This is a genomic window from Streptomyces sp. TN58, assembly GCF_001941845.1.
Classification (GTDB): Bacteria; Actinomycetota; Actinomycetes; order Streptomycetales; family Streptomycetaceae; genus Streptomyces.
This window is the reverse complement of the sequence record NZ_CP018870.1, coordinates 7262435-7275062: the sequence shown is the minus strand read 5'-3', so window position 1 is coordinate 7275062 and position 12628 is coordinate 7262435. Positions and strand designations below refer to the sequence as shown.

The 12628-nt window shown below is 72.5% G+C and carries 10 protein-coding genes; 3 read left to right on the top strand and 7 right to left on the bottom strand.

Annotated elements, in window-relative coordinates; genetic code table 11:
• Positions 1-57: 57 nt before the first annotated feature.
• Together BSL84_RS32970 and BSL84_RS32965 are read right to left on the bottom strand one after the other, a co-directional pair.
• Positions 58-900, bottom strand: a complete 843-nt coding sequence (locus tag BSL84_RS32970) for a class I SAM-dependent methyltransferase (RefSeq protein ID WP_030028447.1) — start codon at positions 898-900, stop codon at positions 58-60.
• Between the two features lie 94 nt (positions 901-994).
• A complete protein-coding gene (locus tag BSL84_RS32965; RefSeq protein ID WP_075971851.1) occupies positions 995-2299 on the bottom strand; it encodes an ROK family transcriptional regulator in 1305 nt (434 codons plus the stop codon).
• Positions 2300-2476: 177 nt separating this feature from the next.
• Between BSL84_RS32965 and BSL84_RS32960 the strand changes: the two genes are divergently transcribed.
• Complete coding sequence (locus BSL84_RS32960; protein ID WP_051873164.1) at positions 2477-3862, top strand: GH1 family beta-glucosidase; 1386 nt, start codon at positions 2477-2479, stop codon at positions 3860-3862.
• 85 nt (positions 3863-3947) lie between these two features.
• Here BSL84_RS32960 and BSL84_RS32955 read toward each other — a convergent pair whose 3' ends face one another.
• A complete protein-coding gene (locus BSL84_RS32955) occupies positions 3948-6101 on the bottom strand; it encodes a discoidin domain-containing protein (RefSeq protein ID WP_075971850.1) in 2154 nt (717 codons plus the stop codon).
• Positions 6102-6509: 408 nt separating this feature from the next.
• On the opposite strand from BSL84_RS32955, the gene BSL84_RS32950 reads away from it, so the two are divergent.
• Positions 6510-7106, top strand: a complete 597-nt coding sequence (locus BSL84_RS32950) for a DinB family protein (RefSeq protein ID WP_030028352.1) — start codon at positions 6510-6512, stop codon at positions 7104-7106.
• A gap of 10 nt (positions 7107-7116) precedes the next feature.
• On the opposite strand, the gene BSL84_RS32945 is transcribed toward BSL84_RS32950, so the two are convergent.
• Positions 7117-8157: a hypothetical protein gene (locus BSL84_RS32945; protein ID WP_051873165.1), complete on the bottom strand. Its 1041-nt coding sequence runs from the start codon at positions 8155-8157 to the stop codon at positions 7117-7119.
• A 354-nt stretch (positions 8158-8511) separates the two neighbouring features.
• Between BSL84_RS32945 and BSL84_RS32940 the strand changes: the two genes are divergently transcribed.
• The gene (locus tag BSL84_RS32940; RefSeq protein WP_075971849.1) at positions 8512-10446 is read left to right on the top strand and encodes a serine/threonine-protein kinase; all 1935 of its coding nucleotides are present in this window, start codon (positions 8512-8514) and stop codon (positions 10444-10446) included.
• 13 nt (positions 10447-10459) lie between these two features.
• Here BSL84_RS32940 and BSL84_RS32935 read toward each other — a convergent pair whose 3' ends face one another.
• From BSL84_RS32935 to BSL84_RS32925, 3 genes are all read right to left on the bottom strand, one after another.
• Complete coding sequence (locus BSL84_RS32935; RefSeq protein WP_030031417.1) at positions 10460-11011, bottom strand: GNAT family N-acetyltransferase; 552 nt, start codon at positions 11009-11011, stop codon at positions 10460-10462.
• An 82-nt stretch (positions 11012-11093) separates the two neighbouring features.
• On the bottom strand, positions 11094-11771 hold the full coding sequence (locus tag BSL84_RS32930) for a DUF4360 domain-containing protein (RefSeq protein ID WP_045321375.1): 678 nt from the start codon (positions 11769-11771) through the stop codon (positions 11094-11096).
• 48 nt (positions 11772-11819) lie between these two features.
• Entirely contained in the window at positions 11820-12461 is a 642-nt protein-coding gene (locus BSL84_RS32925; protein ID WP_030031415.1) for a DUF4360 domain-containing protein, read from the bottom strand.
• Positions 12462-12628 lie beyond the last annotated feature (167 nt).

Sequence of the window (12628 nt, the reverse complement as noted above, 5' to 3'; positions counted from 1 at the left end):
ATCGGCGCCGATCGGCGCCGAGCCCAGGGGGCCCGCCCACGGCCGGGCAGCCGTCGGTCAGAGCACGCCTTCGGGCGCGGGCTTGCGGCCCCAGGCCGTGAGCATGCCGGGTGACAGTCCCACGCATTCGGGGGAACCGAGGTGGCGCAAGGCCTCGTCGAGCTGCCCGTCGTCGATGAGGCCGGTGCCCACCATGGCTCCGCGGGCCCGCTCCCAGGTGTCGGCCCAGAACCGGCTGATCGGGCTGCCCGGCTGGAGGGGCGGTACGTGGATCTCGGCCGCCACGGATTCCAGGCCGGCCTCCCGCAACAGCTCGGGGTGCCGGGGCACTTGGGACACGTCCGTGCCGATGCTGTCGCGCAGCCCCTGCCACATGGCCCGCATGGCGCGGGTGTACGGCGTGTCGGGGGCGGAGGCGGTGGTCAGGTCGACCGCGTCGCTGACGACGAGCACGCCGCCGGGGGCGAGGAGCCGGCTCAGCCGGGTGACCATGTGCCGCGGCGAGGGCAGGTGCATGAGTACGAACCGGGCGTGGACCAGCCGGAAGACGCCCGGGGCGAAGTCGTCGGCGGTGACGTCCGCCTGGAGCACGGTCAGGCCGGTCACGGGGTGCGCGCCGAGGAAGCGGACGTCGCGGTCCACGGCGAGGACTTCGGCGACGCCCGCTTCCTCCAGCAGGCGGCGGGCCACCGTGCCGGTTCCCGCTCCCACGTCCAGGCAGGTCCAGCCGGGACCGGCTCCGAGCGTGCGGAGCCGGGCCATGGTCGTGTCGTCGTACGTGAGGGCGCCGAGGTCGATCCGGTCGCCCTCGCCTCCCTGGTCCGGCCGGAAGACCCGTTCGCCGTAGCGCCCCTCGCCCGGGGAGCCGGCACCGTCCGGTGACGTCCCTGTGTCAGCCATGGGGCAATTGTCCTCTCGATCGGCCGTGCGTGCGCGTGGCGCACCCCCACCGGGCGGACCCGGCGTGCCCGGGAGCCGGGTCCCGGGCACGCCGTCAGGCTCCGCCCGCCCGGGTGGCGAGCGACAGGCGCCAGGCCGGGGGCTCCACGGCCGGCCGCGGCACGGCACGGCGGCCGCCGGTGGCGAAGAACGCCGACAGCGGGAGCGTGGCCGCGCCGACGGTGACCGCGTCCGGTCCCAGCGAGCCGAGGCCGACCGCGACCCGTCCGGCCGGGTGGCTCAGGGAGTAGCGGGTCGTGTGCTCCCGCACCGACGGCAGGAGGTACGGGCCGAGCAGGAGGCCCGCCCAGCCGCCGATCAGGATCCGCTCCGGCCGGAACAGGTTGACCAGGTCCGACAGGCCGGCGCCCAGGTACTCCGCCGCCTCCTCCAGGATCTCCACGGCCACCGGATCCGCCGCGCGCGCCGCCGCGAGCAGTTCCGCGAGGGCTTCTTCCTCGTCCGCCGTCCCGGACCGTGCGGGGCCGCCGCCGCGTTCCGCCCACCGGGCCAGCAGTGCCTCCGCGCCCGTGTAGGCCTCCAGACAGCCCAGCGCGCCGCACCGGCAGCGCCTGCCGCGCACCGAGACGGTCAGGTGGCCCCCTTCGAGCGGGGTGCCCCCGGTGGTCCCGCCGGCCGGTGAACCGTCCGTGATCATGCTCGCGCCGACTCCCGAGCCGAGGAGCACGACGACGGCGTCGCTGGCCCCCCGGCCGGCGCCGAACCACATCTCCGCCTGGCCGAGGGTGCGCGCGCCGTTGTCGATGAGGTACGGGACCTCCTCGGGCAGCGTCCCGGTGGCCCGCAGCAGCCGCTCCAGCGGGACCGCGTCCCAGCCGATGGTCTGGCCGTGGACCACGGTTGCGCCCGTGGCGTCCCGGTCCACGATGCCGGGCACGCCGACCCCGACGCCGAGCAGCCGGTCCGCGCCGATGCCCGCTTCGGCCAGGACGGTGGCGATGCCCGCCGTGACCTGCTCCACGATCGGGCCGACGTCGTAGCAGCCGCGGGGCAGCAACGGCATCTCGGTTCGGGCGAGTTCGGTCAGTGCGAGGTCGAACAGCTCGACGCGGACCCGGGTCTCGCCGACGTCGACGCCGATCATGTACGCGCTGCCGGGCCGGACGCGCAGCAGGGTGCGCGGCCGGCCGCCGTCCGAGTCGACGACGCCGGCCTCCTCCAGCAGCCCGTCGGCGACGAGTTCGCCGACGACGTTGCTGACGGAGCCTGAGCTGAGGCCGGTCACCGGCCCGAGTTCCTGGCGGCTCATCGGGCCCCCGAAGTACAGCTGCTGGAGCACGGCACTGCGGTTGCCGCGCCGCAGGTCCCGTACCGTGCGTCCGCTTCGCCCTGTGGACATCTGGCCCCTTCCGCCGTCACGTCCCCGTGACACCGCTCGCAACATACCCCTGCCCGGCCACTTGACGCGACCCTTGCCCGCCGCTTAACTCACGATCTGAATTAAGGCCTGGATCAGCCCGGTCGGCCCTCAGGAGCGCTCGTATCTGGGGGCCGGACTCACGGCAGGAGCCCTCATATGCCCCTCTCCGAAAGCCTTCCCGGCACCGGCACCGGCGTGGACGCCGTCGACGTCGCCGCGCTGCCCCGCGACTTCCTGTGGGGCACCGCCACCTCCGCCTACCAGATCGAGGGAGCCGTCGACGAGGACGGCCGGGCCCCGTCCATCTGGGACACCTTCTCCCGCGTCCCCGGCGCCGTCGACGGCGGCCACACCGGGGACACCGCCTGCGACCACTACCACCGCTGGCCCGGGGACATCGCCCTGATGCGGGAACTGGGCACCAACGCCTACCGGTTCTCCGTCGCCTGGCCGCGCGTCGTCCCCGGTGGGGACGGCCCGGTCAATCCCAAGGGCCTGGACTTCTACGACCGGCTCGTCGACGCGCTCCTCGCCGCCGGCATCCAGCCCTGCGTCACCCTCTACCACTGGGACCTGCCGCAGGCCCTCCAGGACCGCGGGGGCTGGCCCGAGCGGGAGACCGCCGAGCACTTCGCCTCGTACGCGGGCCTCGTCGCGGCGCGCCTCGGCGACCGCGTCATGCAGTGGGCCACGCTCAACGAGCCGCTCTGCTCCGCCTGGATCGGCCATCTGGAGGGCCGGATGGCACCCGGCCTGACCGACCTGACCGCCGCCGTCCGGGCCTCCTACCACCTGCTTCTGGGTCACGGGCTCGCCGCCGGCGCCGTCCGGGCGGCCGCACCCGGAGCCCGCATCGGCATCGTGAACAACCTCTCCACCGTCGAGCCCGCCACTCCCCGCGAGGCCGATCTGGCCGCCGCCCGCCGTATGGACGGGCACGTCAACCGATGGTGGCTCGACCCGGTCCACGGCCGCGGCTTTCCCGCCGACATGCGCGAGGTGTACCGGGTCGACCTCCCCGAGCGCGGCGGGGACCTGGCCGCCATCGCCACCGCGCTGGACTGGATCGGGCTCAACTACTACTTCCCGCAGGTCGTCACCGCCGACCCGGACGGCCCGGCCCCCTACGCCCGGCAGGTGGCGCGGGTGGGCGTGCACCGCACGGGCATGGGCTGGGAGGTCGACGCGGACGGCCTGGAGACTTTGATCATGCGCCTGCACCTGCAGTACGGGGCGGGGCCCGTCCACATCACCGAGAACGGCTCGGCCTACCCCGACACCGTCGCCCCGGACGGCACCGTGCACGACCCGGAACGGGCCGCCTACCTCACGGCCCATCTCGCCGCCTGTGCCCGCGCCGCCCGCAGGGGCGCGCCGGTGGCCGGCTACTACGCCTGGTCGCTGCTGGACAACTTCGAGTGGGCCTACGGCTACGACAAGCGCTTCGGCCTGGTCCACGTCGACTACGCCACCCAGCGGCGCACGGTCAAGTCGAGCGGCCGCCACTATGCCGCGATCATCGCCGCCCACCGGGCGGGGTGACCGCGGCTGCGGCGGTGCGCTGCGAGCGGTGCGCTGCGGGGCGGTTCCGGCCGCCCCGCAGCGCATCGTCACGGGATCAGGGAGGTCAGGGGAAGGAGACGATCGTGGACGGGACGGTGGTGGTGCCCGAGGTCGGGGCGCCGACGCTGTTGATCACGTGTTCGTACTGTCCTTGGCCGCCGAGGGAGACGACGAGCAGGTCGTGGAACCGCACACCCGGTGTGACCGGTGCCTGGAAGCCGTGCTCCTGACGGATCGTCGGATCCACGTTGTAGTAGCAGTAGCTGCCCATCCCCCAGCCCTCGTGGACCTGGACCGAATCGGCAACCTGGTAGGCGGCGTAGCCCTTGACCGAGCCGTTCTGGATCGCCGCCTGGTTGGGGGCGTCGTACGCCTTCTCGTTCTGGAAGAAGATCGTCCGGCCGCGTTCCCCGTTCCACTGCACGTCGTACTTGTTGAAGTGCTCCACGAACAGGCCGGTGGCGAGCACGTCGTCGCCGTTGACGCGGAAGCCGTAGTCGGAGCGGTTGGTCTCCCACCCGACTCCGTCGCCGTGGTCGGCGCGCCAGATCCAGGTGTGGTCGACGATCGTGTCGTGGTTGTTGACGATCATGCCGACGGTGGCCCTGCCCGGACCGGCGCCGCCGACGCGGATGAACACGTCCTGCACGGTGGTCGGGTCGGCCGCGTGGTCGGTGGTGGTGCCGGCGGGTCCGACCTCCAGCAGGGAGGGCGAGTTGACGGGGCCGGCGTCGATCAGGAATCCGGCCAGGCGCACGCCGTCGACGTCGCCGACCTTCATGGCGGTCACCCCGTTGTCCGGGATGATCGTGGCGAGGCCGAGGCCCAGGACCACGGTGCCGGGCCGGTCCACCTGGATGGTGCGGTCGACGTGGTAGACACCGGGGGTGAACAGCAGGTGCAGGCCCTGGGCGAGCGCCTGGTTGATCGTCGCGGCGCTCGCGCCGGGCTTGACCACGTAGAACTGGCTGAGCGGAAGCGAAGTCCCCTGCGGGGCGGTCCCGTTGCCCCATGAGGTGCCGCGCGCACCGACCCGCTTGGCGGGCACGAACACCTTGTAGTCGTTGCCGTCGAGGTACAGGAAGGGCTTCTCGCGTGATGTCGGGGTGGTGTCCAGGGTGGTGTAGGGCGGGTTGGGGAAGCCCTGTGCGGGCGCGCCCTGGGTGCCGGAGAAGACCTGGTTCCAGACTCCGTTGGACCAGCCGCCGATCGAGCTGTCGCGGGTGTACCACTGCTGCTGCGAGTAGTTGCCCACCTGGCCGTCGATCTTCGAGTCGGCGATGTAGCCGCCGGAGGCCCAGCCGTAGCCGTTCGGGGCGAGGTTGAGGCCGCCCTTGACGTGCATCCGGCGGAACGGCGCGGCCTGGGAGACGGCCCAGCGGTTGGTGCCGTTGACGGGGTTGAGGGCCAGGTTCTCGGCGGAGCGCCAGAAGTTCTGGGTGGCGTTGCCGTCGAACCAGCCGGCGTCGACGGTCACGTCACCGTTGATGATGGTGTCGTCGGGGTTGAGGCCGAGGCCGGAGATGGACGTGTAGAAGCCGATCTGGGCGTTGAGGCCGTTGTAGGTCCCGGGCTTGAAGAGGAACTGGTAGCGGCCGGAACCGAACTGCGCGGCCTCCTGCTGCCGGAAGACCTGGTCCAGCTTTGCCTGGATGCCGGGGGTGGAGGGGTCGAAGACGATCACGTTCGGGCCGAGGTCGCCGCCGCCGGGGAGGGTGGGGCCGGTGTCGGTGGTCCCGTAGACCTGGAACTCCCAGAGCGAGTAGCCCCACGGGGTGGCGCGTTCGGTGCCGTACATCCGCACGTGGCGGGCCGTGCCGGTGATGTCGAGGGTCTGCACTCCGCCGGTTCCGGCGGTGGTGGTGTGGGCCGTGGTCCAGGTCGATCCGTCCGTGGACAGTTCGATGCGGTAGGCCCGGGCGTGGGCGGTCTCCCAGCGCAGCACCACCTGGTGGAGCCGGGCGGTGGTGCCGAGGTCGACCTGTATCCACTGGGGGTCGGCGAACCGGCTGGACCAGCGGGTGCCGTCGTCCCCGTCGACGGCGGCAGAGGCGGGGGTGCCGGCGCCTTCGATGCTGGAGGCGGTGGCCGGACGGCCCTGCGAGAGCAGGACGGGCGCCGCCTGGGCGGCCGTACTGCCGGGCAGCAGCACGAGAAGGGTGGCGACCAGCGCGGCGGCGAGGGCCGCGGCGAGGGACGGCCTGGGGCGTGGAGACATGGGGGTGCTCCTGACGTCGTGGATCCGGGGGATCGGAGCGTGAGTGAACTGCCCGCCGCGAAGGTCGTCAAGGCTTTGAGCATTCATGAACCGAAGGCTGGACGGGGTGTCACATGTGCGCCGTGGCCCTGAACTCGGGGTTTCTTCAATCCTTGTGAAAAGTGGTGACAAAAAAATTTTGCCGGGACTGAGCGGAGCGAGCTGACCGCACCACCCGGGGACGTCGCCGCCCCGGCCGCCAGGACTGATCGCCCGGAGCACTTCAAGAAGTAACCGCATGGTGGAACAGAGAGCCGTCGCATGTTCGAGCTTTGACATCGCTACCGCGCCCCGCCACGCCGCCCCCCGGGTCGGCGGAAGGGGGCGTGATCTTGAGACCGCGGGCAGCCCGTGGCAGGCTCATGCCGCATGATCGACGAATTCGCGAAGGACAACCTGCACCGGAGACTGCGGCGGGACCGCGAGGCGCTGCTCTGGAAGCTCGACGGCCTGTCCGAATACGACGCCCGCCGGCCGCTGACGGCGTCCGGGACCAACCTCCTCGGCCTGGTCAAGCACGTGGCCACCGTCGAGGCCAGGTACTTCGGTGAGGTCTTCGGCCGCCCTTCCCCGGAACCGCTGCCCCGGTGGCAGGACTCCGACGACAGTGATCTGTGGGCGGCCGAGGACGAGACCCGCGACCAGATCATCGCGTTCTACCGGCGCACGTGGGAGCACTCGGACGCGACGATCGCCGAGCTTCCCCTCGAAGCCTCCGGCCACGTGCCGTGGTGGCCGGAGCCGTCTCCCAACACGAACCTGTTCGCCGTCATGGTCCACGTACTCACCGAGTCCGTCCGGCATGCCGGGCACGCCGACATCCTGCGCGAGGGCCTTGACGGCCGGACCGGGCTCCGGGCCGAGCACGAGCGGCCGGTCGACGAGGAAGCCCGTGCGGCCTACCGCGCGCGGATCGAACAGGCCGCCAGGTCGGCCGCCGGGTCGGCCGCGGCGATCAGGGCTTAGCCCGCCGCACTCAACGCTGATCGGGCTCCGGGGCCGCCGGGGGCGGCGGGGTCTGGGTGTCCGCCGGAGGCTGCGGTGCGGCCGGTGTACGGACGTCGGCCGGGGCCGTCGCCGCGATCAGGGATTCCGCGAGGTTCTCCTTGCGGATCCGCAGGTCGACGTAGAGCAGACCCAGGACCAGGGGCGGGAAGCCGAACTGGAAGATCCCGCTGGCCAGGCCGCCGAGCAGGATGCAGAGCACGTACACGCCGAGTCCGGCGATCGCCACGGTCGCGTCCCCGGCCGGGTCTCCCGCCTCCAGCATGATCGGCAGGAACGCCGCCATGCCGATCATGCTGAACGGCATCTGGATGGCGTAGCCCACGGCCATCGCCACGACGGAGCCCAGCATCGAGATGCCGAACACCCGCCACCAGCCGTCCTTGACCAGCTGCGCGGAACGCCGCAGGGACGCGACGGCGCCGAGGCCCTCGCACACCGCGACGGCGGGCGCGAGGCCGAGACGGGTCATGAGCCAGAGCGAGAAGGGCAGGCAGACCAGGACGCCCAGGAGCAGCACGATCAGCGCGGCCGACGGTCCGGATCCGTCCGAGGACATGATGGCCAGCGGCACGCAGACCGCGTAGACGAGCAGCATCGGCCCGCCCGCGAGCAGCGCGGTGAGGAGCACGGTGCCGAGCACCGCCGGGAGCCGGGACCAGCAGCGACGCCACATCGCGCCGAACGTCGCGGTGCGGCCGACGACGGCCTCCTGGACCACGGCCGGACCCAGCGCGCTGAACATCGCCGCGCCGAACGTCAAGGTGACCACGAGGAGCACTCCGGCCGGTACGAAGGCCAGGAGCAGGGCCGTCACGTCCTCGCCGGCGGGGGTTTCCCCCGGTGGGAGGTCGAAGACGGCGGCGAACCGGTCGAGCGCGGCGACGACGGCGATGCCGACGGCGAGAGCCACGAGCAACATCCCGATGCCCTGCACGGCGAGGATGACACCGACCAGGGCCTTCCAGTTCTTGCGGACGGCCGAGAAGGCACCGCCGAGTATCTCGCCCACGCTGAGCGGCTGGAGGGGTATGACCCCGGGTTTCGGCGCAGACGGCGGTACCCAGCCGCCTCCCCACTGTGGCATCGGCTGCTGTCCCGGGTGTTGTGCCCACCCCGTGTTGTGCGACATTTCTGTGTCCCCCTCGGATGAAGGGCTACGGTAACCCGGCCCGGGGCGCGGCCGTACACGGCCCCCGGCACCCTGCCCCGTCGCCTCCGTGCAGGTCAGCCGCCCCGGACCGGCGGCCGTCGCGCAGGGCCCGGGTCGTGTCCGCCGGCGGTCGCGCGGAGGTGCGCCGCCGTCCGCCGACTCGGATAGGGTGCGGTTCGCACCGAACGGGCGGGACTGGGGAGCGGCAGGGTGATGAACGGTCAGCAGCCGGACGACGACGGCGGCATGCGGAGCGACAGCGACGGGGCGTCCGCGCATTTCGAGCCTCTCGGTCCCGACGACCCGACCACCGTGGCCGGTTACCGGCTCGGCGCCCGGCTCGGCGCGGGCGGCATGGGCAAGGTCTACCTCTCCCACACGCCCGGAGGCCGGCCCGTCGCCATCAAGGTGATCCGGCCGGAGTTCGCCGAGGACCCCGAGTTCCGGCGCAGGTTCGCGCAGGAGATCCGTTCCGCGCAGCGGGTGCAGGGCCTGTACACCGCGCCCGTCATCGATGCCGACACCGACGGCCCGCACCCCTGGCTGGCCACCGCCTACGTGCCGGGGCCCTCGCTCGCGGCGGCCGTGTCAGCGCACGGGCCGCTGCCCGTGGAGACCGTGCTGCTGCTGGTCGCAGGGATCGCGGAAGCCCTCCAGGTGATCCACGGTGCGGGCATCGTGCACCGTGACCTGAAGCCGTCGAACGTCCTGCTCGCCTCCGACGGCCCGCGCGTCATCGACTTCGGCATCGCCCACGCCGCCGACGCGACCTCCCTCACGGGCAGCGGCGTGTTCGTCGGTACGCCTGCCTTCATGGCGCCGGAGCAGGCCGCCGGGCGGGGCGTCGGTCCGGCCACCGACGTCTTCGCGCTCGGCCAGGTCGCGGCGTACGCCGCGGTCGGGGCGCCCCCGTTCGGCGAGGGGCCCTCGCACGGCGTGCTCTACCGCATCGTGCACGAGGAGCCCGAACTGTCGGGCGTGCCTTCGCGGTTGTCCGAGCTCGTCACCCGCTGCCTCGCCAAGGACCCGGCGGACCGCCCGTCCGTCGCCGAGGTCATCGCACTGTGCCAGACCGCGAACGACGCCACCACGCTGCGGCGGCCCGAGGACTGGCTGCCCGCGGCGGTCACGGCGGAGATCACCGCGCGGTCCGCCGCGCCCGCCCCTGATCTCACGCCGCCGCCTCCGACGCACCCGCCGACGGCGATGGCCACGGCTCCCGGCGGAGCGGCGTACGCGCCGACGGCGCCGTCCACGGCGCGTCCGCCCGCTGCTGCGCCGACTGGTCCGCACACCGGAGCGCATACCGCCCCGCAGGCCGCCGCGACGTCCGGACCGCTGACCCCGCCTGCCGGGCAGCAGGCCTACCCGCCCGTGAGCCCCTACGCGGCCACGCAGTTCGGCGGGCCCCAGCCCGGGCCCCAGGCCGTACAGCCTCTTCCCCACCCCCAGGCCCACCAGAACCCGGGCTATCCGCCGCTGCCGTTCCAGCCGCAGTCCGCACCCGCGCCGCAGGGGCGCAAGCGGGGTCCGGCCGTGGTGGCCGCCGCCCTGGTGCTCGCGGTCGTCGGCGGCACGGCCGTGTACGGGCTGGTGAAGGACAAGGCCAAGGACTCCGGCGCCACTTCCTCCGCTTCCGGCGGCACGGGCAGCGGCGGCACGGCCGACGGGGGCACGGGCGGCGGCGAAGGCACCAAGGGCGACGGCGCCAAGGGCTCGAAGCCGTCGGCCGGCAACACCCGCCCCGACCCGGCGCCAGCCGACTACAAGAGCGTCAACCTCACCGCCGGCTACCACCTCACCCTGGGCGAGGACCCGCTGCGCCCGCAGAAGGGCGAGGACGGCGGCTACGAGCTGTCCTACGACACCGGCGGCTACCTCGACACCGAGAGCCGGGGAGGCAGCATGGTCCTCCTCGACCCGGGCCAGGAGGGCTCGCTCGCCACCTGCCGCGCCGAGACCCGCTTCACGGAGAACGTGTACGTGAACAAGCTCGGCACGGGCCGGCAGATCTGCGTGACGACCGGCACCGGCCACCTCGCCCTGGTCACGGTGCGCGGGATGTCGCCGGAGGACTCCCCCAGCACCTACCTCACCCTGGACATGACGGTCTGGCGCAACGGCGCGGTGGGATCCGGCTCCCGCTGACGCGCGACCGCCGTCACCCCGCGACGGGGTGGCGGCCGTCCGCCCGAAGCCGGTAGAGCACGCTCGGGCGCAGCGGCCCGGCGGGCACGGTGAGGTCGTCGAAGTCGTCGGCCGGGTCACGGGTCATCCCGAGGCGGCGCATCACCGCCTGGGACCGGTGGTTGGCGGCCGTGGTCACCGCGAGCACCTCCGGCAGCGCGAGGGTGTCGAACGCGAAGTCCACCGCGGCCCGGGCGGCCTCGGTGGCGAAGCCGTGCCCCCAGGCCGTGCGGGCCAGCCGCCAGCCGGCCTCCACTCCGGTGAACGGCATGCCCTCGTCCACCGGGTCCAGTCCCGTGAATCCGATGAACTCGCCGGTGTCCCGCACCTCGACGGCCCACCAGCCCCAGCCCCGCTGCTCGATGGCGGCCCGGAAGCGGGCCGCGGACGCCTCGCTCTGCTCACGGGTGAGCACGCCGTCGAAGTGCTCGCGCACCACCGGGTCGGCGTTCATCCCCGCCCAGGGTCGCAGGTCGCTGTCCCGCCACTGGCGCAGGACGAGGCGTTCGGTTCGCAGCTCGGGCATGGGGCGAACGTAGCACCGGTGGGGCGGGCGCCGTTCAGGGCGCCCGCCCCGGGCCGGCGGCGCCGGGGGGGTGTGCGGCGGGTCAGGTCCGCGGGGCCGGGCAGGCCTGCCAGGCGAGGTGGTAGAGGGTGCTCACGCTCGCGTCGGTGGAGTCCATCGTCATGAAGCTGGTCGCCGACTGCGGGTTGGACGTGCCCGCGTTGACGCGCAGTTCGGTGTTGATGTTGAAATTGCGTTTCTCACCGCACGGCGCCCAGACGAGATCCGCGTACTCCGTCCTGTCGGTCGACTGCCAGTTGTCGTTGAGCGGTCCGTGGAACGTGTGGGTGCGGCTGGTCGTCTGCGGCATTCCCTGGAAGTAGTAGTTCGCCTTCTCCTGCCCCCATGCACCGGGTTGGAGGAATGCGAATCCCCGGTAGTCCGCCTGGACGATGGCGTAGGTGAATCCCGAGGGAACGTGGACCCGCAGATTGAGCTGGCAGTTCTTACGGAATCCGGTCGGGGGCGCGCCGGGCCCGACCTGGGCCAGGTAGTCGCTGTAGGTGACGGTGAAGGCCGTGTTGTCGGGTGCGACGGCCACTTCCGCGGTGCCCTCGCGACATCCGGACCCGTTCACCGTGGCGAGTTCGATGACGATCTTGTCGGGCGGTGCGGTGACGATCGGCGGGACGGGTCCGGCGGCGCCGGCCGGGGTCGCCGTGGCGATCAGTGCCGCGGCGGCGGCGCCGGTGAACAGGGTGCGGGACAGGGGGTGGGACATCGTTGTCACTCCTGACCGTGATGTGCTGGTTCCGAGGATCACGCCGTGTCAGACCGCCGGGCATTCCTTCCACGCGAAGTGGTAGACCGTGCTGACGCTGCCGTCCGTGGAGTCCATGCTCATGAAGCTCAGGGCCTGCGGGCTCGATGTTCCGGCGTACACGCGCAGTTCGCTGTTGACGTTGAGGTTGCGTTCCTCGCCGCAGGGCGCCCAGACCAGGTCGGCGTAGTCGGTCTGGTCGCTCGCCTGCCAGTTGTCGGAGTAGGGGCCGTTGAACTGGTGGGTGCGGCGCGTTGTCTGGGCCATGCCCTGGAAGTAGTAGTTGGCGCGCTCCTGGCCGTAGGCGCCGCGCTGGAGGTGGGCGAAGCCGCGGTAGTCGGCCCGGGCGATGGCGTACGTGAAGCCCTGCGGCACGTGGATCTGCAGGGCGAGTTGGCAGTTCTTGCGGAAGTCGGTGCCGCCGGAGCCGGCGCCGGTCTGCGCGAGGTAGTCGCTGTACGTGACGGTGAAGGAGGTGTTGTCGGAGGCGGCGGCGACGCTCGCCGTGCCCTGGGGGCATCCCGAACCGTTGACGCCGACGACGTCGACGGTGATTCTTCCGGGCGGATAGGTGGTGTTGTGCGCCTGCGCCGGCATCGCCAGGGCGGACAACGCCGCCACCGCCGCGCCGACGGTCAGTCTGCGGAGCATCATCCTGTTTCTCCGTTCATCGGGGGACGCCGATCAATTTCGGCATGGACATGCCACCACGAGGCGCGGGTGCGGCGACAGGACGGGATATGGACAAACGCCCCGCGGCGATGCGCGCACCCGTCGGCTGGCCGGATTCCACTCCGGCGAGGCGTCCGCGGCGGCAG